This is a genomic window from Bacteroides sp. 3_1_23, from assembly GCF_000162555.1.
Taxonomy (GTDB): Bacteria; Bacteroidota; Bacteroidia; order Bacteroidales; family Bacteroidaceae; genus Bacteroides; species Bacteroides ovatus.
The window spans coordinates 204322-231056 of the sequence record NZ_GG774954.1 but is presented as its reverse complement, the minus strand read 5'-3'; the positions used below and the strand labels follow the sequence as shown (position 1 = coordinate 231056).

The window sequence follows — 26735 nt, the reverse complement described above, 5'->3', positions numbered from 1 at the left end:
GCCTCAACTCCTTAGCCAAGAGTCAAAACCAGTTGGAAGTCTCCGAATAAATCTCTACTTTTGTACTCCATAACAAAGAATAGATCAAGAAATGATGCTCTATAAACTCATCCCTCCTTCAGTAGTAACAGCAACTATCCAGTTGCCGGCTTCTAAAAGTATCAGTAATCGTGCATTAATCATCAATGCGCTGGGCAAAGGTATTTATCCTCCTGAAAACCTGTCCGATTGCGACGATACACAGGTGATGATAAAAGCTCTCACCGAAGGGAAAGAGACGATTGACATTATGGCTGCGGGCACTGCTATGCGTTTCCTTACCGCCTATTTAAGTGTGACTCCGGGGGAACGGACAATCACAGGAACAGCCCGTATGCAGCAACGCCCGATACAGATATTAGTCAATGCGCTCCGGGAATTAGGAGCTGAAATAGAGTATGTCCACCATGAAGGATATCCTCCCTTATGTATCAAAGGGGCAGAGTTGAAAGGAAATGAAATAACCTTGAAAGGAAATGTAAGTTCCCAATATATATCTGCTCTATTGATGATAGGTCCGGCACTCAAAGACGGTTTGACTTTGCATTTAAGCGGAGAGATTATTTCCCGCCCTTATATCAATCTTACATTGCAACTGATGCAGGACTTTGGAGCCAAAGCCGCATGGACTTCTCCCAATAGCATATCCGTTGCTCCACAACTCTATCAGAGCATTCCTTTCAAAGTGGAAAGTGACTGGAGCGCAGCTTCCTATTGGTATCAGATTGCCGCCTTATCTCCCAAAGCAGAAATTGAATTATTGGGGTTGTTTCATAACAGTTATCAGGGAGATAGCCGGGGAGCAGAAGTTTTCTCACGCTTAGGTATAACTACCGAATTTACATCGCAAGGTGTGAAACTGAAAAAAACAGGCAAAGCGCCGGAAAGACTGGAAGAAGACTTTGTCGACATTCCGGATTTGGCACAGACATTCGTTGTTACCTGTGCCTTGCTGAATATCCCTTTCCGTTTCACCGGATTACAAAGCCTGAAAATAAAAGAGACTGACCGTATTGCCGCTCTGCGAGCCGAGCTTAAAAAGCTGGGATATGTGATCGAGGAAGAAAATGACAGTATATTAATGTGGAATGGCGAACGATGTGAACCGGAAGAAACTCCGGTGATTGAAACCTACGAAGACCATCGGATGGCAATGGCATTTGCACCGGCAATTATCCGCCATCCCAATTTACTTATTGCCGATCCGCAAGTCGTTACCAAATCATATCCCGGATACTGGGAAGATTTGAAACAGGCCGGATTTCAGGTTATAAACGAAGGCTAATTTTCATACGCTGTGGAAGATTTCAACAAATATACTTCCCACATCAACTACTCCCCTATTGTAGATTTTGTATTACAACAGGGGAAGCAGACCTATTATAAGAAAGGAGACTACTTTTCCCGCCAGGGAGAAGTATGCAAAACAATGGGGTTCGTCAGTTCCGGTTCTTTCCGGTACTGTTGCACCAACAGTGTAGGCGAAAACAGCATTGTAGGCTATACTTTCGATCATTCTTTTGTTGGCAACTATCCGGCTTTTCAGTTACAGGATAAATCAAATGTAGATATACAAGCCTTGTGTGACTGCTCGGTATACGTAATCAATTACCAGCAAATGGCAGACTTCTACGATACCAACGACGCTCACCAAAAGTTAGGACGCCGCATCGCAGAAACGTTATTGTGGGAAGTCTACGACCGGATGATTTCAATGTACAGCCTGACACCGGAAGAACGCTATCTTGAAATTATCAACCGTTGTCCCGACTTACTGAAACTGATAACTTTAAAAGAACTGGCTTCCTATCTTCTCATTCGTCCCGAAACATTAAGTCGTATCCGAAGAAAAATCGTACAAAAATAATATCTTGATTTCAATCAAGGTTTTATTTATTCTCTACCCTTACTTTTGCAGATAAACAAAAAATTTGATTGTATTTCATGAAGAAGATTATAATTATAGGTGCAACCTCCGGCATCGGTCGTGGATTGGCAGAAGCCTATTCTCAAGAAGATTATCTTATCGGCATTACCGGTCGTAGAGAGAATTTGTTAAAGGAGGTATGTACCCAAGACAAAGACAAACTATTCTATCAAGTATGTGACATCACTGATACACAAGCTGCTATTTCATCTCTTGAAACGCTCACTCAAAAGATGGGTGGAATGGATATACTGATTATCTGTGCCGGAACCGGGGAACTAAACCCTGAGCTATCCTACCAACTGGAAGAGCCTACTCTATTAACCAACGTAATAGGCTTTACCAACATCGCAGACTGGGGATTCCGATATTTCGAACGGCAAAAAAGCGGGCATCTGGTTACTATTTCCTCTGTTGGAGGTACACGCGGCAGTGGCATCGCTCCGGCCTACAATGCGTCGAAAGCCTATCAAATCAACTATATGGAAGGATTACGACAAAAAGCAACTAAATCTCCTTATTCTATTTACACTACCGATATTCGTCCCGGATTTGTAGACACCGCTATGGCAAAAGGAGAAGGATTATTCTGGGTTACTCCCGTTGATAAAGCTGTGAAACAAATTAAAAAGGCTATTTCTAAAAAGAAAAAAGTAGCTTTCATTTCCAAAAGATGGAGATATGTAACTATTCTGTTTCGTCTGTTGCCATCTGCTATTTATTGCCGGATGTAAAGTTCTACCTGTTCGCCACCTCTCTATATAGTAAGAAAAAAAACTTTCGTGAATTCTACAACCCGGCAAGAGAGATTATCTGCACAAATTCACTATCTTTGCAAAGATAGCCCGTCAACAGACCAACAAAGGACTATTATTGCTACATGGACCGACTGATAATACCTAACTTGAAACAAAGGTGTATATGAATACTAGTTTTGTTAACTTAACAACAGAAAATCTTTCTAATGAGCATTTATGCTGCATTATCCGCAGCAAAAAGTCCCATCCTGGTATTGAAGCAAAGCGGCAATGGCTTTCCGACCGACTGAATGAAGGTCATGTCTTTAGAAAGTTAAATGCAAAAGCTACGGTTTTTATTGAATATGCTCCTCTTGAAACAGCTTGGGTTCCCGTCATCGGCGACAACTATTATTATCTGTATTGTTTATGGGTGTTAGGTAGTCCCCGAGGAAACGGATATGGGAAAGCATTAATAGAGTACTGTATAGCCGATGCCAAAGAAAAAGGTAGATCCGGCATTTGCATGCTCGGGGCAAAAAAACAGAAGAGCTGGCTTTCCGACCAATCATTTGCAAAGAAATCTGGCTTTGAGGTGGTTGACACTACCGATAACGGATATGAATTGCTTGCTCTTTCTTTTGACGGAACAGTACCGAAGTTCGCGCCAAATGCCAAGAATCTGAAAATAGAAAGTGAGGAACTGACGATTTATTATGATATGCAATGCCCCTATATCTATAAATACATTGAAATGATCAAACAATATTGTGAAACAAATGATGTCCCTGTTTCTTTTATTCAAGTAGATACGCTACAGAAAGCAAAAGAGTTACCGTGTGTTTTTAATAATTTTGCTGTATTTTATAAAGGAAGTTTTGAGACTGTGAATTTACCAACTATCGACTACTTGAAAAGAATACTCAAAAAATAAGAAATACAATCCTGACTTTTCCCGTTAATTATCAGGATTGTATTTTATCTGCTTCATTAAAAGGACTTCTCATTTGCCATCTTCCACATATTGAGAAAAGAGGCTTTGGTGATTTCTACTATCTTATCCCAATTCAATCGGTCGGCATGATCGGAAGGCTGGTGATAATCAGGATGCCCGTCCGTATGATACCAGATAATCGGAATACCTACTTTGGTAAACGAACCATTATCACTTCCTCCTATCGGATTTTCCCAAGCGCGGTAATCCGGTTCCAATTGCAAACCGTATTTTCTGATATCCTCTTTCAACCAATCCCCAAAGACCGGGTGGGCGGATGTATAGAAATAAACGACCTGTTTGGGTTGTTGAGGTTTGTTGTTACGGCCAATCATGTCAAAGTTCAGATAGCCTTTGATTTGAGATAGGAAAAGACAAGTTTGTACAAAATATTTAGAGCCAAGCAGTCCTTTTTCTTCTCCATCCCAAAAAGCAAAGATTACATTTCTTTCGGGTTGCTGTCCACTGGCTAAAAAGGCTCTTGCTATTTGCAGCACTGCCGATACACCGGAAGCATTATCGTCAGCACCATTGTATATTTGGTCGCCATCGAGTGCAGGATCAATACCTAAATGGTCGAAATGCGCCCCCACAATCACATATTCTTTGGTATTTTTACCAGGAATCATTCCCAATACATTCCTCATGGAAAGCTTCTGATGAACTTCCTGTTTCAGTTTAACTATGGAATCAGGATGCACTTCCAGACATCCTTTTTTCTGACGTTCTTTACGGTAAGCATCAAAAGGCTGGAAATAGCTGTCAGCCAAAGGTGATACTCCCATCCATTGCAATAAAGAAGCAATATACTCCGAGGTCACACGTGAACCATGAAAACCTGCCTCACGGCCTTGCAATTCATCACTAGCCAAAAAGTTGATAGTAGCTTCGGCAGAGGAACGGTTGATACTCTGCAACCCTTTTTCTACGTTAGTTTGGGCAGATAACAACAATGAAAAATTACACAAAAAAGAGAGAAGCAGAATGTTTTTCTTCATGATGTATATAAGATTTAAGAAACAATCGTCCATACTTTACTTATTTTCAACTATCCAGTTTTTATCATTCAAGATATTTCTATTACAATCATCTGCTCCTGGATTATCATTAAAAGAAATCCGATATTGGCGGGGAGGAGTCGGATAATAAATAGCAGGTTCCAGCGCTTGACCCAAGGAATCAAACAGTGCATTCAAGGCATCCTCATCCAATTGATTCGAGTGACAATAAAGATGTTCTAACAGACTTCCTTGCGGTACCATTAAACGAGTTAGCTGATTATGTTCACAACGCAATTCACTGATATTAGAGCTATCGGACAGATCAAGTTCGGTCAATTTGTTGTATGAGCAACTTAATTCCCTTAAAGAAGGGCAACATTTCAATATATCAGTAATTGATTGGAAAGCACATCCTTGTATCAATATCGCAGAAATTGAAGTCTTCTCGTTCAATTCCAGATGTGACAATACTTCATTAGAACTCAAATCAATATCGCGCAATGCCGGCAAGCTTTTAAGGGAAAGGGAAGAAAAACCATTATAAGAACAATATAAACTTTCCGCTTCCGGATGACTACCAAACTCTATTGAAGTCAATTTGGGATTAGAATAAACTTGTATAGATCGCAATCGGAAACAATCCTCAATCTCCAAATGCTCCAAATCAGTGAAACTACCGATATTAATACTTTCCACATTAGGACAGAAGGTATTCAAGTCCAATTCGCGAGTATCAGAAATGCTATTCAAAGCCAGTGATTTCATTCGCGGCATATTTCCCAAATAAAGATGACTCAAAGGAAGAAGCAAACCACTTATATCGATAAGCTGCAGCTCTTCAGCCCAAATCCTCACTTCATATAATTCTTTATTTCCATATCTATATACCACTCCGCCACTCATTGAAGAAGGATCTTCTATTTTCTGTATACGACCGTTTCCCCAATCTATCACCATTCGTCCCCCACTTGCTACAATGTCCAACTGCCGCCAGTCTCCTACAACATTCACTGTAAAGCGAATCGTGTTTTCATCTGTCAATGCCGGAAATTCAAAATCATCTCCAAACACTCTGTTATCCGTATCTTTACAGGCAGCAAGGGTAGTGAATAAGATAACCACCCACATACTCCGAACGAATAATATACTCTGTCTTTTCATCTTATATTTGAGTTAGTAACATACAAAAGTACGAAAGAAATAGATAGCATACACGATAGAATACAAATTTATAAGTAACTTTGCACAAAATTGATTGGTAACTGTTATATTGTCATGTGGATACTTATTATAAGTCTGGTGTTGCTGGGTGTCATTGCGCTGATAGCCGGAATTATCCGCAACAAAAGACTGCAAAAGAAAATAGAAAAGGGCGAACTGGACCGTATGCCGGAAGTGAAGGAAGTAGATGTGGAATGCTGCGGACAACACGAAGTATGCGAACGGGATAGCCTGCTGGCAGCTGTCAGCAAAAAGATAGAATATTACGATGACGAAGAACTGGACCAGTTCATTGGCAAGGCAGGAGATGCGTATACAGAAGAAGAAACAGAAATGTTTCGGGATGTATTGTATACGACACTGGATGTAGAAGTGGCCGGATGGGTACGTAGCCTTCAGCTCCGTGGCATTGAACTACCGGATGATCTCAAAGACGAAGTTTTTCTGATTATCGGAGAAAGAAGAAACATAGAAGTAAAAAAGGCAGATGACAGGTGATGTGATGGATTTACTACAATATACATTCTTTCAACACGCCCTATTGGGAAGTCTGCTGGCAAGCATTGCCTGTGGGATTATCGGTACATATATTGTAACCCGCCGCCTGGTATTTATCAGCGGAGGAATCACTCATGCTTCTTTCGGAGGGATCGGGTTAGGATTGTTTGCCGGAATTTCTCCGATACTCTCGGCAGCCGTATTCTCGGTATTATCGGCTTTTGGTGTCGAGTGGCTTAGCAGACGGAAAGATATGCGCGAAGATTCTGCCATTGCAGTATTCTGGACGTTAGGGATGGCACTCGGAATTATGTTCAGCTTCCTGTCGCCGGGATTTGCGCCTGACTTATCAGCTTACCTCTTCGGCAATATCCTGACTATCAACCAAATTGACTTATGGATGCTCGGCATATTGGCACTGATACTGACCGGATTCTTTTATCTGTTTATCCGCCCTATCGTATATATTGCTTTTGACCGTGAGTTTGCACGTTCGCAAAAGATTCCGGTAGAGATATTCGAATATGTGTTGATGATGTTCATTGCGCTGACAATTGTAGCCTGCCTGCGTATGGTAGGCATCGTACTGGCCATTTCTCTTCTCACCATTCCACAGATGACAGCCAACTTGTTCACTTATAGTTTCAAGAAGATTATCTGGTTATCAATTGGCATCGGTTTCTTGGGCTGCCTGGGTGGATTATTTATTTCTTATCACTGGAAAGTCCCTTCGGGAGCTTCCATCATATTCTTCTCTATCCTGATTTACGCTGTTTGTAAAATCGGAAAGAGTTGTTGCAGGAAAAAGTCATAATAATAGATAGTATATGGAAATCAAAATTCAATCACTGGAAAGTATCCATGAAGCAGCCCGTGAATTTATCGCTGCTATGGGCGACAACACTGTATTTGCTTTATACGGAAAGATGGGTGCCGGCAAAACGACATTTGTCAAAGCACTCTGCGAAGAATTGGGCGTAACGGATGTTATCACTTCTCCTACTTTTGCTATTGTCAACGAATACCGTTCGGACGAAACCGGAGAGTTAATCTATCACTTCGATTTTTACCGCATCAAGAAACTAAGCGAAGTGTATGACATGGGCTACGAAGACTATTTCTACAGTGGCGCTCTCTGCTTTATCGAATGGCCGGAACTGGTAGAAGAACTACTTCCGGGAAATGCCGTAAAAGTAACGATTGAAGAACTGGAAAACGGAAATAGAGTAATCAGACTATGACCGGACAATATATCGTACAAGGAATCTTTGCGCTGGCAGGAATCGTCTCCCTGCTGGCGTCATTGCTGAACTGGGACTGGTTCTTTACAACGCGCAACGCACAAACCATTGTCCGGAATGTAGGACGCAACCGGGCAAGGCTCTTCTATGGAATACTGGGAATTATCATCATTGGAATGGCTGTATTCTTCTTTGTGGAAACACGGAAAGCCATAGGAGGATAATATGTTTTTAAGAGAATCCTTTTGTTTTCTTCCCATTTTTTACTATTTTTGTATGAAAGGAGGATAGAAAAGTGAAAACAACCAATGAATATCTTACAAAAATTCGCCAATTCAAACAACAGTTTGCCGAGAAATATGGAATTATTTCTATTGGTATTTTTGGTTCTGTTGCCCGTGGAGAGCAACATGAAGAGAGTGATTTGGATGTTTTTGTTGAACTAAAGGATCCGGACCCTTTTATTATGTTTGATATTAAAGAAGAACTGGAACGTATATGTAACTGCAAAATAGACCTCCTTCGTTTGCGTAAAAACCTCCGTTCACTTATTTCCCAAAGAATAGCAAGAGATGGAATATACGCTTAAAGAAGAAAACATCTTCCTCCTTTAAAAGAGACAGTTGAACAAATTATAAAAGACTTATCATAGTAGTTGTCGTGACTTCATCTCCAGATACTTATTAATCACATCAATCGAAAGATTCTCCGGTGTAGTTAATAAAGAATAGATTCCATGTTGTTTCAAAGTAGATACAATCAGCCGCTTCTCGTAAGCGAACTTTTCTGCAATCACGTGACGATAGTAGCTTTCCGTATCTTTTGCCGGTTGGGCGATATATTCCTTCAAATCGACATCTTCAAAAAAGACTACGAGCAAACGGTGTTGGCGGTTTAGTTGTTTCAGGTAAGATAATTGACGGTTCATTCCTCCTATGCTCGAGAAGTTAGTATATAGTACCAGCAGGCTACGCTTACTGACATGTTTGTTCAAATGAACGCAAAGAGCCGAGAAGTCTGTCTCCCCGAAAGTGGTCTGCTGGCTATAAAGACTTTCCAGCAATGTCTGCATATATCCCGGTTGCTTGGAAGCAGGCACGAAAGTATCGAAGTGTTCATCGAAAGTCACTAATCCGGCTTTATCTTCTTTCCGCATGGCAACATACGAAAGCACCAGCGAAGCATTAATTGCATAATCCAGCAAGGTCATTCCACGGAAAGCTTGCTGCATCACTCTACCTTTATCGATCACATTATAAATCTGCTGTGAACGTTCGTCTTGGTACACATTCACCATAAGTTCATGCCGGCGGGCACTTGCTTTCCAGTTAATCGTACGGTAATCATCCCCCTTTACATACTCTTTAATCTGCTCAAACTCCGTATGATGCCCAACCCGGCGAATACGTTTTATTCCCAATTCTGTCAGATTATCACTTATTGCCAGCAATTCATATTGATGGAGCATCAGATATGACGGGTACACTTTGATATCCAAAGGTTCTGCACAAGTATAGCGCCGGGATATAAAGCCGATTTTTCCGGTCACAAAAACTCTGATATGACCGAAAGAGTAAACGCCACGATGAGTAGGTCGAAGACGATAGGTAACTGTTTTTCCCTCGTTTGCTCCAAGCTTCACCTGAAAGTCGACATCACGTTTCTGAAAGATAAAAGGGATCTCATCTATGATTTCTAAAGATACAGGATGCGGATAACTACTTTCTACTCGAATACTTACTTCATTTTCGTCGCCATTAGAGAAACGGTCGGCACACTGACGGAAAGCACGGATTCCACGAATACGATAAAGAGAATATACGTCTGCCAGTACCACCAAAAGCAAGACAAAGAGTGCCCACTGCCCGATAACAAAGAACGGAGCAAAAACATATCCGCTACCCAACAACAGGATAACCAGGACAAGGGCAATATAGAAACGACGAGTTAGAAACAAATGATTTATGATTTATGATTTATAATTTCTTGGATTTACGATTTCTTCAACTTACAATTTACAATTTACGTACAGTTTATAATTTACGATTTATGATTTCTTCGATTTATGTTATGAATAGGGTCAGACATCCAACGCGCAGCCCAAATCATAAATCAGAATTCATAAATCATAAATCTTTTCATTTCGGGACTTCCACTTTATCAATTAAGCGTTGTGTCACTTTCACCGGTGAATAGCCTTCCATTTCAGCTTCCGCAGTCAGGATCAGACGGTGCTGAAGTACATAAGGAGCTACAAACTTGATATCTTCCGGTGTCACAAAATCACGTCCCTGCAAAAGAGCATACGCTTTTGACGATTGCAGCATGGCTACAGATGCACGTGGAGAAGCTCCCAAATATACGGCCTTACTGGTACGGGTCTGCTGTACAATCAATGCGATATATTGAAGTAACGTGCGGTCTACGAATACTTGATTCATGAAAGCACGAAGCGACAGCAGTTCTTCCTTGGTAATAGCGGGAGTGATGTCGTCCAACTTCACCAATGCGGCATTGGTATGATGACGTTCCAAGATATTCACTTCCTCTTCCAATGAAGGATAATCCATCGTTATCTTCATCAGAAAACGGTCGAGTTGTGCTTCGGGAAGTTTGTATGTTCCCTCCTGCTCTACCGGATTCTGGGTAGCCAAAATCGTATAAAGATCTCCCATCCGGTGAGTCGTTCCATCAATACTGATCTGGCGCTCTTCCATTACCTCAAACAAGGCAGCTTGTGTCTTGGCAGGAGCACGGTTGATTTCATCGACCAATACAATATCCGCAAAAATCGGTCCCTGATGAAAATCAAAACCATTCGTTTTCATATTAAACACAGTCGTACCTAATACGTCACTTGGCATTAAGTCCGGAGTGAACTGAACACGACTGAAGTCTGCATCAATCAGACGAGCTGTCAAACGGGCCAACAGTGTCTTCGCAACTCCCGGAACACCTTCTATCAATACGTGTCCATTCGCCAAAATCGCCGTCAGTACCAAATCGACTGTCTGCTCCTGCCCTACTATGACGGAAGCAATCCGGTCTTTCAACTCTTGTATCTTCTCGGAAAAGAGAGTTAAATCTACTCGCTGTTCTGTATTCTCTTCCATAAATTTCTTCTTTAGATATGATTGATTATTTCATTCATTTTATCGATATATACCTTCATCTGCTCCGCATCAATAACACGTCCTCCGTAAATCACAGGTCTGACTTCGCGGATAAATTTAGCAATCTCTCCGGCATCCATTCCGGTTTTCCGGGCAATCCGGTGGAAAGAGCGTTCATCGTCGGCCACTTCTTCAATATCCACTTGAATCTCTCTCCGCAGTTCTTCGGCTAAATAGGAAAACTTCTTGCGAACTAAATCCGCATGGTCTTTCTTCTGAAAGTAAAGCGTGCCTATCAGTTCGGTAAATTCAAGAGATTTATTGGCCGGCTCGTGAATAACAGGGATCACCCGTTGCCGCCTCTTCGCTGTGAATATCATAAAGAGCAGGATGGTAATCATCGTCAGATACAAAGCCCAACGAAGCGGTTCATGTGCAAGAAAATAACGGAAAGGTGATTGCTGCACCTGTGCAGTTTCTTTCATGTACCCCTCCGTACGAACGATAGGAAGCTTCCCCATCTGCGACAACAAACGGAAGATATAGGTTGCATTTTTGCCGTCCAACATTCCGTAATTGGTAAAAATCAAAGGAGTGGAAACTAAAATAACTTCTCCTTTCCCCCACCGACGGGACATCGCTACAGGCATATAAACAAGACTATCCGTTGTCAACGAGTCCACCTCTGTTTCATACCGGAACTCATTCGACTCAAAAACTCTTTGTGCCAACACCCTTTCCGGAAGTGAATCTCCCCAAAAATAAGAGGAGCATAACTGGGGATAAAAATAGAAAGTCTGACGGGGATAAACCGTCGAATCTCCTATCCAATGCAAGCTATCTTTTTTCAAAAATGAAGTTGCATATTTCTTCAAAGCCATCGGACTGAAGTAAGAATAGTAAGACCTGAACTGCAAGGTATCTTCCAAATATCTGCCGAACAAGGTACTCACCAACATGATCTTATCTCCGCGTTCCGCCATTTTCAACAGAGCGTTTACATCGACGTCCGACAATCGCAAATTATCAGAGATAACCAATATACCTTTGCGTTGCGTCGTATCTTCCTGCTCCAATTGATAGAGACTCTTCCTCGAAAAAGTGTACCCCTGTGGCAAAGAAGAAGACAACACACTATCGAACACTGCACATCCGAAAGGTTGCTCGTCATGATGTCCGAAAGTGGGCTTCCACACAAAATTCTTCGGCAAATGATATTCTATTGCAAACATGATGAATAGAAAAGCGACAATAAAGACAATGAACCAGCGACTTCCTTTCATGAAACGCCTCCTTTCCCTATTTCTTCCTGCAAGGCCTGCATTACCCGGAAGAGTTCTTCCGTTGCCTCAAAGTTGCCATAACGTACCCGCAGGAAATGATTGGTCAGTTGCCTGAAAGCCGGTAGCCGGACTTCATTGATATACTGGGTAGGCGTTTTATAAAGTTGCCAATCAATACGTTCAGCGTCACTAAGTTGTTTCAAAGTTTGCAGATAGAGCAAACGTACTGCTTCCCGGTAATTCTGACGGGAAAGCGCTTCCGCAATCCCTCCCGGAAAATCTACTCCGTAAATGGTGTCTTCTTCAACTGTATAAGGCAACGCATTTTTATGCGAGACCATAAACAATTCCGGACGTTTCCGATAGACGAACCAAACAATCAGCAACAAAAGAAGGATGGCAATACATACCAGGATAAGCCCTGAATACTCTTCAGCAAAACGACTGCCGAATATCTTACGCATCAATTCCCCAAACTGTCTGCTGATCCACTCAAAGATATTCATCTCCGGAGTAATCAGTTCACGGTTATAGTTGTATGCCGGATCAGACTGCCAGAGGGCAATCTGCGCCGTATCACAGACTAATGTATCAGCCGGGGAAGTGAGATTCATTTAGTTGAGGTCTGTTTTAGAGTTTGTCAAAATTATCAATATCACTTTCTACCGTTATGCTGTCTACCACTTCCGATGCATGACCGTACTGATAAACCAGACCGACAATACTAAATATAGCCGACAAGTAAGAACCATACAACATTAGGATAGAGAACAAATATTGTGCGAAGTTCAGTCCGACCGATGAAGAGGTTGCACCTCCGTCACTCATAGTAAAGATCATTTTCACAATATAGATTACATACCATGGTATAGAAACAATTGTCTGCAATACGCTGGCAATGAGTCCCATTACAATTAATATCAGAAAAATTCCACCCCAGGTTGCGAATCCCAACCGGAATGTCTTTGCAAATGCCTCGCTCAACGAAATGTCTTCAAATAAGTAGATGGGAGACATTAATACCAAAGGTATCATAAATGCGAATAAAAGCGGAATGGTCAGAATGAGTGTGAAAGGTGTTAACACAGCCAATAGAACAACAAGGATCACCGCAAAGAGGAACAAGAAGCCACAAGCAATCCCCATCAGAAACAGCCTCTTGACATTACGGAGCAGCAACGGTTTTATATCGCCAAATACAATTCCGTTCAGGCGTTCTTCCCGTTCATTGTACAATCGCACCATCGCATAAATCAAGGAAGTCATCAACAAAGCTCCCAAACATGAAAAAAAGATAACTCCTGCATAATTCAGTGCAAATGAAGGTCCCAGAGCAGCTAAAGGATTATCACTTATTCCTCCGGACGCCTGCATAGCAGTAATATCTGTCATACTTCCCATTAAACCGCTAAAATTTGCGGCTTGAATTAAGCATATAGGGAGTATCAGATAAGTTGAATACTTAAACAATTGTTTCCAATTCTCTTTTATAAAATCAAAAGAAGCGTTCAACTTCTCACCGAAAGGACGTTTCACATACATCGCAATCTTAGGTTTCTGTGATTCCATGTTTTTTTCTATTTGGTAAATAAATATAGTAGAATATAATAAATGCCAGAGAAGTGAATATCACGCCAAGCCTCAACACATCAGGAAGCTCTGTGTGCCGGGTAAGAAAACCTTCTATAAAGCCTGCCATAATGAATACCGGAACAGTGCCGATCACTATTTTCAAGCCTCGCTTCGCTCCTCTCCTAAAAGATTCCAAGCGGGAATAGGTGCCGGGGAACAACCAGCCGTTGCCCAAAGCCAATCCGGCGGCACCGGCCACGATAATTGCCCAAATCTCAAGCGTTCCGTGCAACCAGATGGCAAGACTGGATTCCCACAACAAATCGTGTTGATAAAAGAATGTTTGAAAAGCTCCTACCATGATACCATTGGAGAGAAGCATATACCCTGTTCCAAAACTAGTCAGCAATCCCATTGCAAAGCAGTTGAAAGAGACCATCACGTTATTAAGTGTAATGCCCAAGAACATCGGTACTTCGGAAGAACCATTATATACGGCCATCGGCTCACCATTGGCAATATTGTCGAGTGTCATATCCACATAACCGTTTCCCAATATCAGCCGGACAAAATCCGGGTCATTTGCTGCTGATAATACGCCGATTAATGCGCTGGCAACAAAAATCAAAAAGGAGGTCAGTAATTCGCGCCGTGCATCGTGCATGGTTCGTGGCACTTCCTGTGTCCAGAAGGTAATAATCCGTGTCCACTTCTCGCGTTTATTGCGGTAGATTTCGTTGTGCAACGCTGAAGCCAGATTATTCAGATAAATAGTAATACGGGAAGTTGGGAAATGTGTTTGGGCAAATGCCAGGTCAGCTGTCAAGTCCGTATACGCATCGGCTAGTTGGTCGGGGGACAGACTTGCCGCCCGCTCCACAACTTTCTCTGTCTCCTTCCATTTTTCAATGTTCCGACGAATAAACGTTACTTCTTTCATGCTTTTCAATAGATTTCGGATAAGTTTTGTCCGAAACCGGAAGCAAAAATAAGAGAATTATGATATATTTGCAACGGAATCCTAAAAATGTTTAACCTGAAATGGCAGAATCTACGATAATAACCGGACAATTCGTTCGTATCAGCCAAACGCCCGCCAGTATCGGCGAACGACTGATGGCTTTAATCATCGATTATTTTCTGATCGGGCTTTACATCTTGTCCACTATTACGCTCTTGTCTAAATTAAGTTTACCGTCAGGATTCAGTTTGTTCTTTTTTCTGTGCGTCGTTTATTTACCGATTCTCGGTTATTCTTTTCTTTGCGAGATGTTCAATCACGGACAGAGCTTTGGCAAAAAACTCATCAATATCCGTGTCGTAAAAGTAGACGGTTCTACTCCAAGCATCGGCTCTTATCTGTTACGATGGCTTCTTTTCCCAATTGATGGTCCCATCACAAGTGGCCTTGGACTTCTGGTCGTTTTATTGAATAAGAACAACCAACGATTAGGGGATCTAGCTGCCGGCACTATGGTAATTAAAGAGAAAAACTATCGTAAGATACATGTCAGCTTGGATGAATTTGATTATCTGACCCAAAATTATCATCCGGTATATCCGCAGTCGGCTGATTTATCTCTCGAACAAGTGAATGTAATTACCCGGACTTTGGAATCCAGCGAAAAAGACCGGGCAAGACGTATCACGGCACTTGCCAAAAAAGTACAGGAATTACTTTCCGTTACTCCCCGTGAGGGTAATCAGGAGAAATTTCTTCAGACGATACTTCGCGATTATCAGTATTATGCGTTGGAAGAAATATAACCAGAATACGCTGTTTCAGACTATTCAGGCAAGGGATTATTCTCACCGTAGTGAGAATTAATTCTCATCGCAATGAGTATTTTTTCTCATTGCAGTGAGAACTTTTTCTCATAGGCATAAGAATGTTTGAGAAAAAGCACCGCACAAAAAAGGGGTATACTCACAGAGCACACCCCTTATCTTAATTTTATCTGCAATGAGACCGGACGTCGTTTAGTCCACCTGTCCCAGAGAGTTTCCGTATTCCATTTCTCCCTGAACCACAAAGAGGACTTCTTCAGGATCGTATTCCCCTATTTCATCCTTTTTGGCTTCTTTTACAATGTAAGCCACAACCTCTTCCAAATCGATGTTGACATAGCCGTCTTCATCGGGTTGAGCGTCGAGAATGCCACTTTCAGAGTAATACTCGTCGATTAAATCGAGAAAATAATACAATTCATCGTCCGAGAACTTCTCTTTCAGTTCTTGAGGCAGATAGTTTTTGATAAACTCGATGGTCTTTTCGTCATCGGCATCTGCTAATAAAAAATCGTCTTCCAGTCCCATTTTTTTAAGTATTAAGTGATAAGTATTAAGTATTATCGACTATAAAAGCTTCTTCACCTTTTCTGCGAATACCGGTTTGCCAACTGCACCTACCTGTTTGTCTACTATTTCACCGTTCTTGAAAAACAATACAGTAGGAATATTACGGATACCATATTCAGCAGCCATATCACCATTTTCGTCTACATCGCACTTACCAATGATTACTTGTCCTTCAAACTCCGCAGCCAATTCTTCAATGATAGGAGCCACCATCTTGCATGGGCCACACCAAGGAGCCCAAAAATCTACAACAACCGGTTTTCCTTCTGCAAGAACCTCTTTATAGTTGCTGTCTGTAATTTCTAAAGCCATTTTTTTAAGTATTAATTATTAAACGTTATTTCGTTAGCTTATTCTCGCCACAAATATAATCAATTTATCCTATTGTGATAGACTTTAATTGGAAGTTTTATAATAATCATTGAGAATCATCCATTTACTGGAAAAGTCTAATTTCACCCCTAAAAATGAACCTTAAATAATTAACTATTATGGTAAATATGAAGCAATGACAAGCATATCATTCAGATATCAGTCAACTATCACTGAAATAATAAATCAATCCTTTCTACAACAACTCCCTTATTCTTCTGATTTCCGATATTGTACAATTCCTCTCGAAGTGAAACTTGAACAAAGTCGATAATCTTCCAATCCAACGCAATACCATTATTCTCTTGTGCGGAAGCCGGATACCAATAAGGATTCACTCCCGGCCAATCCTGCGGTAACATAGCCGCCTTCGTCGGTACAAGGTCAGATACCGGAATCAGGATATCCGATGCGTCAGCTTTCAAATTAAACACAGCACCATATCCTCTTCCCTCTTTATCTACAAAATTGCAAATGGCTTTATCAGTATTGTTCAATCCATAAGCGCGAATACAAATATATGCAGGAGCCGTCTTACTTTTACTCCGACAAGTTATCCGATCACCTATATAATGGGAAAAAGTCACATCACAAGGAGCTATATAATCTTCCTTTTTCTCCAAATCAAGAACAGAAAGCTGAAAGGCAGGCAGCAATTCCAGTCCTGATACTACCGAACTGAATTGTGATTCGGGGCTCCTAAACGTGCGTGTACGACGGATATGCTTCCAATTGTCCTGTGGTCCTAAAAGAGACAAAGGAGTTGTTTCGTTTATCAGATGCATAGCGTAAGTAGCTTGTTCATAATAGTCCCACCGTTCAGGAGTGCAATATGTCTTTTCCGGAAACAAGATTGTATCATCTCCCGTATCTATGCCGAAATGATACTCATAATCCCCCTTAGCAAGCCAGCTTATATCGGCTTTCGCCGTGTAGAAGAAACCGTCTTCCGCCGTCATCGGTATACGCTTGCATCCCCAGGGCTTCAACATCAGATAAACATCTACCTGTTGAGGACGTTTGGGGCCGAACACTTCACACCGGAATGTCACTTCCTTATCAGCAGTAAACTCCGGCCATGTATGATTGGCTATTTTCCACTCTTTCATCGGAGTCTGATAGAAATCCTTGGCAGGAAGTTCTTCCTTGCTAACTATCTTTCCATCTGACAGCAGATATTTTCCGGGCAATACAGTCATTTCAGTTTCCAGACCGGGAAGCTGTATTTGAATGTTCCGTTCATTGTACACCGATTTTCTTGACACCCTATGTTTATTCAACATTTTATAAGGGTCATCTACATCCATTATATCAGGGTAGATTTCCAGTTGCCAGGTATTATCATCCTGTTTGTCAAGAAAATAAATACCTGTTCCCGAATAACGGACTACCGGAGAAGAACCAACCCCGGCAATATGCTTCAATGCTGCCGGATTTTTGGGACGGGTAGACGTAGTATTTGAATAATAGAACATATCTCCGGAGTTCAATTCACTCAACTGTTCATCGTAACTCACCCGAAAATCGCCGAAAGTCTTGTTATCCGGATAATACCCGAAGTGTTTGCCACGTGGGATACGACGCATCACTTCAGCGGCAATCATACTGCTTACCGCCTTTGAAGGAGTAAAGACCATATTGAAAAAATGAGTCTGCCAGCCTAAATTCATCGGAGCTGTACGCAGCATATCATAAGAAAAGATGGCAGCAAACTGGATACTGCCCCTACGGAACTCGCGCGCCATAGCCGGGAACATAAAACCGGAAGCCATATCCGTTGCATCAAATTCATAAACGATTTTTGCTTTTCCGCATAAATCAGGATGAAGCATCTGCTCGTAACGGTCTACGAACAACAAGCCGTTTCCTTCAATGGAATAATTGTTATTCAACGCACTCGGATACCAAGCATGAGTAGAACCTTGTATATCCGATTTCCGAATAGCAGGAGCCACACGGAAGTCTTGGCTGACATTATAGAAAGTCAACTTCTTACAACCGGTACTCCGGATTGCCTTGCACATCCGGTTGATATAACGCACCATACCTGGAATGTCTTCCGGAAATTGGGTAGGTTCGTTGATAAGTTCGACAAACAGAATGTTCGGTTCATCCTTCAAGCAGCGACCGGTGTAAGGATTACGATGATTGAGCAGTTGCTTCATGTAGTTTTCCTGTGCACGGATAGCTTCCTCGTCGTGTATAAGTGTATTTTTAGGATAATATTTGGCCAGACCGGTATTTGTTGTATCACTCATTTCCGGCCATTGTGAATTATAGGTCACGATAGGGCTAAGCAACATATAAATATCCCGTTTATCCGCTTCGGCAATCAGATAGTCCAACAGATGCAAATGTTCATTCTCCAGCAAATTTCCCTCACGATCCGTATTCTGATAGTCTCCCCAAAAGCAGAGACGTAATCCGTCCCAGTTCATTCGCTTGAAATGTTCCAGGTCTTCCACAATCATTTGCTTTCGATCACCGCCCACATAATCTGCTGCACGAAAATCGCAAGCAGAAGGCAGGCAATAATTGGCACCGAACAAGGCTACTTCCTTACGGTTTTCCGTCCAACGTATCACGCCTTGTTTGTCCATATAGACCTTCTCGGCACAATATCCCATTGTGCCGAGAAGAGTTATTAATAATGTAAATAAGCTTTTCCTCATAAAATGATAAACTAGTTATTTATCCTCAATTGATATTGGGGGATAATTTCCACGTTCTTAATCTCAAGCACCTGGTTATTTCCTTTAAAATCAGGAATGGCAGACTGGGGCAAATCTTGCAGACAGGTAGCATCCGAACGTAAAGGACGGAAGTAGAACGACATAGCTTCTTTGTTCATCATCTCTTTATGGCGGTTAAGACCAATCATCCATGGTTGGGCATGCCAGAATTCATCCTGTACCATTTTTCCACCGAGGAAGGCCATTGCCACATCACCCGTGTAATCTATCTTCATGAAGTATTCATTCACTTGCGGGGTATGAACGGTATCACTGAAAGCTACGGTAATACGACGGGTGGTTATCTTCTCTACACGACATTCGGGCCTGACAGGCTGAACCTGCACTGTTTGTGATTGCCATCCTTTTGCCGAAGGATACAAGATATAATCAAAGGCGTTATTTCCAAGTTGTTGCAGGGTGATACCTTCTGCCGTCGGTAATACGGTAGCTGTCGTTATCAATAGTTGCCCGTCCACCTTGATGGCATTGAGTGCCTGTTCATGATTCAGTGTCGTAATCTTTATTTTCTTACCGTTGCGGGGTGTGACGGTGATAGTGCTTTTCAAACCGCTTGTAACGGTGTATTTAGCCTTACCTTTGACGGTGCGGGCATCAAAACAATACTCCAGTTTCATACCTTCCGGGGCGAAGAAAATATAATGGTCGATACCGTTATCATTGATTTTCATCAGAGGTTGCGCTGTAGCATAACGGAGTCTGGCACTTCCGAGCATCAAGTTGAATGGCAGAATCACGCTTTCATCTTTCGGCAATGTAAAAGTTCCCTGTTCAGGTATGCGCAGTGTTTCATTCCGAAGATTCAGTTGCAATTGCAGACCGTCCATATCATGCCGCAATGTGTCATGATCCTGAAAGTTTATCATGAAAATAAATCCGCTGTCGTCTTTCATCCGGGCAGCGTAACGCAAATCGTCCCGATTGTCAGGAGTCATCTTATCCCAACCTTCCGGTAATACGGTTTCCATGGGAGCAAGATTACTGCCGAAATCAGCAAGAAACGAATGGATGGTGCGCAGGTAACGATAAGACGGATGTTCCAATCCGAATTCACCAAGAGGAGCCTGGAAATCATAGGAGATTTTGGGCATCCCCATCGGTTCGTCCTGATAGCTCCCTATATTATCCTGACGTAGCGGAGTACTTCCTCCGTGATACATATAATAACCAATACCGTTGCTTCCGCTACCGAGCGTACGAATCATCAATGCCTGTGCCGCACGTGCCGTAACGATAGGCCTGCGTCGGTAAATCATCTGTATTCCTGCCCCCATTTCCGCACAGAACGAAGGGAATCGTTCCGCGTCGTAGCGCACCGGAGCATAATCAGGCACACGGTGTATATCTTTAAACATACAGAAAGGCGACATTCTCGGTTCTTCCCAGAAAGGATAGGTGTAGGCGGATGTCACGGGAATTGCTTCATTGTCGATAACAGCCGCATTTCCCCAGCCGGTAGCTGTATAGAACGGAGTGATAATACCTTCTTCCTGTGCCATTTTTTTAAGAGTACGCATGTGTTCCTCTCCAAGTTCGGCGGTAGTGACTTTCTTATCCATCACACTTACGCCAATCATTGCATAGTCAATGTCATAACTTGCTACAGTAAAGTCCAGCGGTTCGCCGGGATAATTCACTCCCCAAGGAGATGCGGAATGCTGCATCTCATTTTCCAACTGGCAACCGATGATCGGACCGCCATCCTTATAATACAATCCTTGCAGTTGCCGGCCTATCTCGCCATAAAGTCTTTTTACGTAAGAGAGGTATAGAGGCTGATTGCTGCGTACATCCACCGGACGGGCGAAAAGCCAGTCGGGTATGGAGCCGTTACGTATTTCACCGTGACAGAAAGGGCCGATACGTACGATGACCGGCATGTCATGCTTCTTGCAAAGTTCTATGAAATGGCGTAGGTCTTTATTGCCACTCCAGCAGAACTTGCCTTCCTCTTCCTCATGTAATCCCCAGAAAATATAGGTTGGCAATACATTCACTCCACCGGCTTTCATCTTTACAATCTCCTGTTCCCACTGTGCACGGGGATAACGGGTAAAGTGGAACTCTCCCATAACAGGTATCACAGGCTTTCCGTCGATAGACATATAATAGCTGTTTACGGAAATATTTCCACCCGACGGGTTACTGCCCCCCATCTTAAGGTGCCCCGTATATATAGTCTTCTCTTTCGCCGGAGCGGAAAGCTCATATACTTGCTGTGCATGAAAAGTGGTTGCATATAGGGCAAACGCTAAAGCTGCATAAATTTTCTTCTTCATAATATGTGTTTTTAATGATGTAATTCCTATTTAATCAGGGGCAGTACTTGATTGGCAATTGTTTCCATCCCTTTCACAGTAGGATGCCCGCTTTCTTTCTCGATTCCTTGCAGTTGTACGTACTTTATTCCGTAATGTTCACAAACAACCTTGGTTGACTCTACAATCTCCGTTTTCAGGTCATCACTGATGATAAAGTAAAGCGTCACATTGGGATAATGCTCTTGAGCCAACTCTATCAATTTAGCCAATGCAGGACGATAGGTGTAGAGATCAGCCCGCTTGAAATCTCCATATTTGTATTCACCGATAGGAGTGTCTGCCCAATTGTCATTTATTCCACCGAAGATGAGGATGATATCAGGATTCCCCAAACGGGGAACCCTCGTAATAAATGAACGGTCGGCATAGTCTTCATCATTATATCCCGAATAGGATACGGTAGCCCCGCTATAGGAGTCGTTTGCTCCCAACTTGAAGCCGGCTTTCTTGATGACCTGCCACCACCACATCTGTTTCACATTCACTACCCCTGTCTTAGACCAATCGGTAGTTGTGTAATACGTTTTATTGGTGTCCGGTATATACTTCTCAAAGGTAGAATAAGAATCGCCCAAGACCGCAACAGTCGGTCTGACTTTTTGCGCTACTGCATTTACCGTAAACAGGCAAGCAAGGATATACAAGAATATATATTTCATGTTTTGAACTACTTATTATTATCTATCATAATTATTTTGCTTGATAGCCCCTTTGGACTCATCAATGAAACTCTGCGGAATCCAGAAACGGTTGTGTCCCTCGTGTACATTGAAGTAGCCGCGTCCTTCGGATTTATTAATGGCATCAATGCGATTGTTGGCATATTCCACGTACTTTCCAAAGCGAATCAAATCCTGACGGCGAAGTCCTTCGAGATAGAACTCATGACCGCGTTCCAAAAGGATGGCTTCATTGAAGGCTTCACCCGAAGCTGTTTGAGCGTCATCCAGTTCCGACAGTCCGGCACGCTTGCGTACACGGTTTACCAAACCGACGGCTTCCGTCGTAGGACTGCCCTCATTACGGTTGATACACTCGGCAAGTGTCAACAGCACATCAGCGTAGCGATAGATAACCACGTCAATGCCGCTTTGCCCGTCTTTCATATCCGGATCCATGCCGTATTTCAAGGGCAACGCACCTTTTGCCAACTGAGCGCTGTTCGAGCGGTCTATCTTTTCTCCATTTTTATTCGTATAAGCAGTCACTACGTTCTTCAGACGCAAATCGCCTTCTTCAAATGTACCATAAAAATCCCAAGGCATTACATAGCCACCCCAACCGGTTGCCTTTTCAGCCCAAGGATAATCGGCGGGAAGCACTTCGGCAGTCATGTAGTTGGAGTACCAACTGGCGGTATTGTTGCAAGCCAGTTGCAGAATCACCTCATTGTTGCCTATTCCCTCTTTGGAGAAGATATAGTTATAATCAGGTTGCAGGCTATACACACGTCCTTCCATCTCCAACAATTCGCGGGCTAAAGTTTCCGCTTTATCGAAGTAGCCTTTTATCATGTAATATTTCAACAGAATCATACGTGCCGCCCCTTTCGTCATACGTCCGCGCGCCTCCGCCACTTCGGGCAAATCACGGATTGCATCCCGCAAGTCCGCTTCCATCATTGCGTCATATTCTTCTTCCGTCAGTCGGGGAAGATAAACAAAAGTCTGCGGGTCGTCCAACACCTCATCCGAAGCCACTGGCACAGGGCCGAACATATCATAAAGGTAAAGCCCCATCCATCCGCGCAAAGCCTTCGCCTCACCCGAGTAAAGCGCTTTTGCATCTTCACTCACCGGAGAGTTTTCAATACGACGAATGGTATTACGTGCTTTCGAAAGAAAATTATAACGCTCGAAATTTGAGTAAGCATGATTCTGAATACTGCCTCCCACAGTAGCATACCACTGTTGGAAATAAAGTTCATCTGACTCCCACGCCCAGCAACACCAAAGCACATCAGTCGTCATATCACCTATTACTTGATATCCCATATAATCCGCTGAATAAACAGCTTTGAAATCACCGGGGTTAAAATCATAGTAGAGCGAATTTACCGCCAGTTTCAAGTCAGTCTCCGTCTTAAAGAAGTTTTCCGGAGAGATTTCGGTATAGTCCAAACGTTCCAGTTCACAGGAAGTCATTGATAACAGCATCAAGGCTGTTGCTATATATTTCATTGTTTTCATACCCAGTATATATTAGAATTTCACATCCAGACCAATAGCAAATGAAGACTGATTCGGATAAGCTCCGATACCGTTTCCGGTTTCAGGGTCCATTCCCTTATAAGGAGTAAATACGGCCAGATTACGTCCTGCGGCATACAGCCTGACTGAACGAATCTTATTCTTGAACCATTGGGCAGGGAAAGTATAACCGATTGACAAATTATCCAAACGCAGATACCAAGCCTTTTCGAGGAAAAAGTCACTCTTCTTGGGGTCAACGCCCGAAGAAGCCTCCGCTACACCCGGCAATGTACCCATAGGATTGGCAGGCGACCAGCGGTTCTTCACTTCATCCAGGACATTGACACCATACGTAATGTCTTCGATGCCATAAATGGACTGCAACTTGATGTCGTTCACTTTCCATCCGTTCAGCGAACCATAGAGGTAAATGTTGGCGTCCCAGTTCTTCCAACGGAAAGTATTGTTGATACTGAAAGGAATCGGGGTACTGTTTGCCAGTACCACCATGTCGGCTTCATCGAGCACACCATCCTCTCCCGTTGTCCGGATATAACGCCCTTCACTATCCCGCATCTTTTCGCCCTTCTCATCCAGTTGATAACCATTCAAATCCTGATATAGAATAGCTCCGGCACCAGATTTCTGGAGATGGTTGTAAGTCCGATCCATCTGAATCAGGCCATTCGTCCTGTATCCGTAGATGTTGTCCCACCTTTCCACATAGTCCTGATAGACAGCAGGAATGAAGTCCGGGTCGCGTTTCGTTGTGTGATTGCGGTAATAGGAGAAATTGATGTCGGTAGTCCAGCCAAAGTTCTTATTGTCGAAATTTACACTGTGGATACCGATATCTATACCACGGGCACGATAAACGGTCGCCGAATTGTAATCTATCTTCTTCACTTCCTGATAGGACATCAAATTTTTCTCCAGAATGACATCCTTACGCAGACGTTGGTAGAGGTCGACAGAACCGGACAGACGGTTGTTGAAGAAACCGAAATCAATACCGAAGTTATAGTCGGTCAGTGTCTCCCATTTCAATTTATCATTGCCCAGTTTGGAGATAGCCATACCGTTTACCAGGCTTCCGTTAGGGGCAAATGCGCCTTGCGAAACTTTATAATAGGTATTGATACCGGTGAGATTGCCCGCATTACCGGTTTGTCCCACACCTGCACGGAGTTTCAGGTTGCTCAACCAACCGATATCCTTCAGCCAGTTTTCTTCATTCATACGCCAGGCTGCCGATATTCCTGGGAAAGCGCCCCATTGATGCTCCTTCGAGAAGTTGGACGAACCATCTACGCGGAGATTGACAGTCAGGATATATTTGGATGCCAGCGAATAATTCAGACGTGCAAGGAATGAAGCCATCTCACTGGCTCCCTTATACGAGCTGATAGTCGGTTTTTCCTGCTCACTTGTCCCGATATTGTTCATCAAAGAGCCGTCGTATGGGAATTGTGAAGCGACGATACCCATCCCTTCCCAAGACGACTTCTTGTATTCAAAACCAGCCATCAGGTTCACATCATGTATTTCATTGAATACTTTCGCGTAATTGGCAATCACATTGAACAGGTTCATTTGCGATTTCGCATTTTGCTTGGAAGCCTGACCGTCCACACTATATCCCTTTTTGGTCGTGGTGGGAATGTATTGGTCGGCCTGCACATCTTTCATATCGAAACCGACAGTAGCCTTCAGCAACAAATCCTTGATAGGCCGGAACTCCAGATAACCACTGACAAAAAGATCGCGGCTCACTGTCTGGTCGGTAATATCCAATAACGAAACGGGATTCGGATAGATGTCACGAATCGGATTTACGGAGTATTTACCTTCTTCATCACGCACCGGTACGGTAGGAATAAATGTCATAGCCGAATATATCAACGCTGAATTATCCTGCCGTCCATCACCCAACGGTACATCGTGATACTTAATCTGTGAAAAAGTGGAATTGATACCGGCTTTCAACATACGGTTGATGGTCTGGTCAACATTCAAACGTCCGGTAATACGATTCATCGAGTTATTTTTGGCAATTCCCTGATGGTCATAATAACTCAATGAGAACAAGTATTTCGTGGCGTCCGTACCGGAAGAAACCGAAAGATTATGTTCATTTACGATACCTACACGGGTTACTTCATCCATCCAGTTTGTTCCGTCACCTACGAAATCAGCAATTTGCCTATCGGTATACTTCTTTTCATCCCCACGTCCCAGTTCATCAAACACTTTATTCTGTTCAATCATAAAATCACGTGCCTTCAGGAAATCCGGTGCATCCTTGATATACTGGAAAGCAACCGAACCGGAATAAGAGATATCGGGCTTACCTGTTTTTCCTCGTTTGGTGGTAATCAGAATCACCCCGCCCGAAGCATCCGAACCGTAAATAGCCGCCGCCGATGCGTCCTTCAGAATATCAATCGTCTCAATGTCATTGGGATTGAGATTAATCAGGGCATTGTCTTTTTCACCGCCACTATATGCCGTTCCTGCTGTCACTGTTTTTGTTGACAACTGCGGCACACCGTCAATGACAATTAACGGACTCTGTCCCGAAAGCCCACCACGAATGGAGATATTCATCGAACCGCCCGGATTGGCACTGTTTTGTGTGATATTCATTCCTGATGAACGTCCACGCAACATGGAACCTACCGAAGCTGATGCAGCCGTCGGCAATTCATCGGCTTTTACGGAAGCCACCGCACCGGAGATACTGCTCTTTTTAGTCGTACCATAGCCGACTACTACAACCTCATCCAATGTTTTAGTGTCTTCTTTCAGTATAAACTCCATCGGTGCAGCAGACGCTTTCTTCTCTTGAGAAATGTAACCAATATACGAAACGGTAATCGTTGCTCCCGAGGGTACGTCAGACAGGCTGAACTTACCGTCCAAATCGGTAATGGAGCCGTTGGTAGTACCTTTCACGACTACACTCGCACCAATGATAGCTTCACCGGCCGGATCTTTCACCAATCCTTTCACTTGAATGTTCTGTGCCATCAGTGAAGTAGCCAACAACAGGAAGGTAAAAAAGAATCCTGTCCTCACACATATTGAATATATTGTTTTCATAGTTGTTCTCT

The 26735-nt window shown here is 42.9% G+C and carries 25 protein-coding genes; 10 read left to right on the top strand and 15 right to left on the bottom strand.

Features of this window, described 5'->3' with window-relative positions; translation table 11 throughout:
* Nucleotides 1–94: 94 nt before the first annotated feature.
* The 4 genes from HMPREF9010_RS07945 to HMPREF9010_RS07960 all read left to right on the top strand — a co-directional run bounded on the left by HMPREF9010_RS07945 (nt 95) and on the right by HMPREF9010_RS07960 (nt 3637).
* Nucleotides 95–1324: a 3-phosphoshikimate 1-carboxyvinyltransferase gene (locus tag HMPREF9010_RS07945; protein WP_032846805.1), complete on the top strand. Its 1230-nt coding sequence runs from the start codon at nt 95–97 to the stop codon at nt 1322–1324.
* A gap of 12 nt (nt 1325–1336) precedes the next feature.
* Nucleotides 1337–1906, top strand: a complete 570-nt coding sequence (locus tag HMPREF9010_RS07950) for a Crp/Fnr family transcriptional regulator (RefSeq protein ID WP_008650111.1) — start codon at nt 1337–1339, stop codon at nt 1904–1906.
* A 77-nt stretch (nt 1907–1983) separates the two neighbouring features.
* Nucleotides 1984–2700, top strand: a complete 717-nt coding sequence (locus HMPREF9010_RS07955; protein ID WP_008650110.1) for an SDR family NAD(P)-dependent oxidoreductase — start codon at nt 1984–1986, stop codon at nt 2698–2700.
* Nucleotides 2701–2887: 187 nt separating this feature from the next.
* Nucleotides 2888–3637, top strand: a complete 750-nt coding sequence (locus tag HMPREF9010_RS07960; RefSeq protein ID WP_008650109.1) for an N-acetyltransferase — start codon at nt 2888–2890, stop codon at nt 3635–3637.
* A gap of 56 nt (nt 3638–3693) precedes the next feature.
* On the opposite strand, the gene HMPREF9010_RS07965 is transcribed toward HMPREF9010_RS07960, so the two are convergent.
* Nucleotides 3694–4695, bottom strand: a complete 1002-nt coding sequence (locus HMPREF9010_RS07965; protein WP_008650106.1) for a M28 family metallopeptidase — start codon at nt 4693–4695, stop codon at nt 3694–3696.
* Nucleotides 4696–4731: 36 nt separating this feature from the next.
* Nucleotides 4732–5859, bottom strand: a complete 1128-nt coding sequence (locus HMPREF9010_RS07970) for a leucine-rich repeat domain-containing protein (protein WP_008650104.1) — start codon at nt 5857–5859, stop codon at nt 4732–4734.
* Nucleotides 5860–5973: 114 nt separating this feature from the next.
* On the opposite strand from HMPREF9010_RS07970, the gene HMPREF9010_RS07975 reads away from it, so the two are divergent.
* The 5 genes from HMPREF9010_RS07975 (at nt 5974) to HMPREF9010_RS07995 (ending at nt 8247) form a co-directional block, all read left to right on the top strand.
* Nucleotides 5974–6417, top strand: coding sequence for a hypothetical protein (locus tag HMPREF9010_RS07975; RefSeq protein ID WP_004299271.1), 444 nt, complete (start codon nt 5974–5976; stop codon nt 6415–6417).
* A 4-nt stretch (nt 6418–6421) separates the two neighbouring features.
* On the top strand, nt 6422–7231 hold the full coding sequence (locus tag HMPREF9010_RS07980; protein WP_004307944.1) for a metal ABC transporter permease: 810 nt from the start codon (nt 6422–6424) through the stop codon (nt 7229–7231).
* 13 nt (nt 7232–7244) lie between these two features.
* The gene (tsaE, locus tag HMPREF9010_RS07985; protein ID WP_004306585.1) at nt 7245–7658 is read left to right on the top strand and encodes a tRNA (adenosine(37)-N6)-threonylcarbamoyltransferase complex ATPase subunit type 1 TsaE; all 414 of its coding nucleotides are present in this window, start codon (nt 7245–7247) and stop codon (nt 7656–7658) included.
* Nucleotides 7655–7882 carry an immunity 17 family protein gene (locus HMPREF9010_RS07990; RefSeq protein ID WP_004299265.1) on the top strand — a complete coding sequence of 76 codons (228 nt, stop codon included), beginning with the start codon at nt 7655–7657 and terminating at the stop codon, nt 7880–7882. Before tsaE ends, HMPREF9010_RS07990 begins: the two co-directional genes overlap by 4 nt.
* Before the next feature lie 71 nt (nt 7883–7953).
* Nucleotides 7954–8247 carry a nucleotidyltransferase family protein gene (locus HMPREF9010_RS07995; protein ID WP_004299263.1) on the top strand — a complete coding sequence of 98 codons (294 nt, stop codon included), beginning with the start codon at nt 7954–7956 and terminating at the stop codon, nt 8245–8247.
* A gap of 57 nt (nt 8248–8304) precedes the next feature.
* Here the strand turns inward: HMPREF9010_RS07995 and HMPREF9010_RS08000 are convergent, their stop codons facing one another.
* The 6 genes from HMPREF9010_RS08000 to HMPREF9010_RS08025 all read right to left on the bottom strand — a co-directional run bounded on the left by HMPREF9010_RS08000 (nt 8305) and on the right by HMPREF9010_RS08025 (nt 14566).
* Complete coding sequence (locus HMPREF9010_RS08000; protein WP_004299260.1) at nt 8305–9615, bottom strand: DUF58 domain-containing protein; 1311 nt, start codon at nt 9613–9615, stop codon at nt 8305–8307.
* A gap of 181 nt (nt 9616–9796) precedes the next feature.
* The gene (locus HMPREF9010_RS08005; protein ID WP_004306583.1) at nt 9797–10771 is read right to left on the bottom strand and encodes an AAA family ATPase; all 975 of its coding nucleotides are present in this window, start codon (nt 10769–10771) and stop codon (nt 9797–9799) included.
* Nucleotides 10772–10782: 11 nt separating this feature from the next.
* Nucleotides 10783–12054 (bottom strand): DUF4350 domain-containing protein, encoded by a 1272-nt coding sequence (locus HMPREF9010_RS08010; RefSeq protein ID WP_004307940.1) that lies wholly within the window; start codon nt 12052–12054, stop codon nt 10783–10785.
* On the bottom strand, nt 12051–12668 hold the full coding sequence (locus tag HMPREF9010_RS08015) for a DUF4129 domain-containing protein (protein WP_004299255.1): 618 nt from the start codon (nt 12666–12668) through the stop codon (nt 12051–12053). Before HMPREF9010_RS08015 ends, HMPREF9010_RS08010 begins: the two co-directional genes overlap by 4 nt.
* Before the next feature lie 16 nt (nt 12669–12684).
* Nucleotides 12685–13623: a hypothetical protein gene (locus HMPREF9010_RS08020; protein ID WP_008650100.1), complete on the bottom strand. Its 939-nt coding sequence runs from the start codon at nt 13621–13623 to the stop codon at nt 12685–12687.
* The gene (locus HMPREF9010_RS08025) at nt 13604–14566 is read right to left on the bottom strand and encodes a stage II sporulation protein M (protein WP_004306579.1); all 963 of its coding nucleotides are present in this window, start codon (nt 14564–14566) and stop codon (nt 13604–13606) included. Before HMPREF9010_RS08025 ends, HMPREF9010_RS08020 begins: the two co-directional genes overlap by 20 nt.
* 101 nt (nt 14567–14667) lie before the next feature.
* On the opposite strand from HMPREF9010_RS08025, the gene HMPREF9010_RS08030 reads away from it, so the two are divergent.
* The gene (locus tag HMPREF9010_RS08030) at nt 14668–15393 is read left to right on the top strand and encodes an RDD family protein (protein ID WP_008025064.1); all 726 of its coding nucleotides are present in this window, start codon (nt 14668–14670) and stop codon (nt 15391–15393) included.
* Between the two features lie 213 nt (nt 15394–15606).
* Here the strand turns inward: HMPREF9010_RS08030 and HMPREF9010_RS08035 are convergent, their stop codons facing one another.
* The 7 genes from HMPREF9010_RS08035 to HMPREF9010_RS08065 form a co-directional block, all read right to left on the bottom strand.
* On the bottom strand, nt 15607–15942 hold the full coding sequence (locus HMPREF9010_RS08035) for a hypothetical protein (RefSeq protein WP_004306577.1): 336 nt from the start codon (nt 15940–15942) through the stop codon (nt 15607–15609).
* A gap of 39 nt (nt 15943–15981) precedes the next feature.
* A complete protein-coding gene (trxA, locus tag HMPREF9010_RS08040; RefSeq protein WP_004306576.1) occupies nt 15982–16296 on the bottom strand; it encodes a thioredoxin in 315 nt (104 codons plus the stop codon).
* A gap of 230 nt (nt 16297–16526) precedes the next feature.
* Nucleotides 16527–19028: a hypothetical protein gene (locus HMPREF9010_RS08045; RefSeq protein WP_008650099.1), complete on the bottom strand. Its 2502-nt coding sequence runs from the start codon at nt 19026–19028 to the stop codon at nt 16527–16529.
* A gap of 11 nt (nt 19029–19039) precedes the next feature.
* Nucleotides 19040–21388 (bottom strand): beta-galactosidase, encoded by a 2349-nt coding sequence (locus HMPREF9010_RS08050; RefSeq protein ID WP_008650098.1) that lies wholly within the window; start codon nt 21386–21388, stop codon nt 19040–19042.
* Between the two features lie 26 nt (nt 21389–21414).
* Nucleotides 21415–22089, bottom strand: a complete 675-nt coding sequence (locus tag HMPREF9010_RS08055) for an SGNH/GDSL hydrolase family protein (protein WP_008650097.1) — start codon at nt 22087–22089, stop codon at nt 21415–21417.
* Nucleotides 22090–22107: 18 nt separating this feature from the next.
* Entirely contained in the window at nt 22108–23619 is a 1512-nt protein-coding gene (locus HMPREF9010_RS08060) for a RagB/SusD family nutrient uptake outer membrane protein (protein ID WP_032852828.1), read from the bottom strand.
* Nucleotides 23620–23631: 12 nt separating this feature from the next.
* Nucleotides 23632–26724, bottom strand: coding sequence for a SusC/RagA family TonB-linked outer membrane protein (locus HMPREF9010_RS08065; RefSeq protein ID WP_008650095.1), 3093 nt, complete (start codon nt 26722–26724; stop codon nt 23632–23634).
* Nucleotides 26725–26735: the final 11 nt, after the last annotated feature.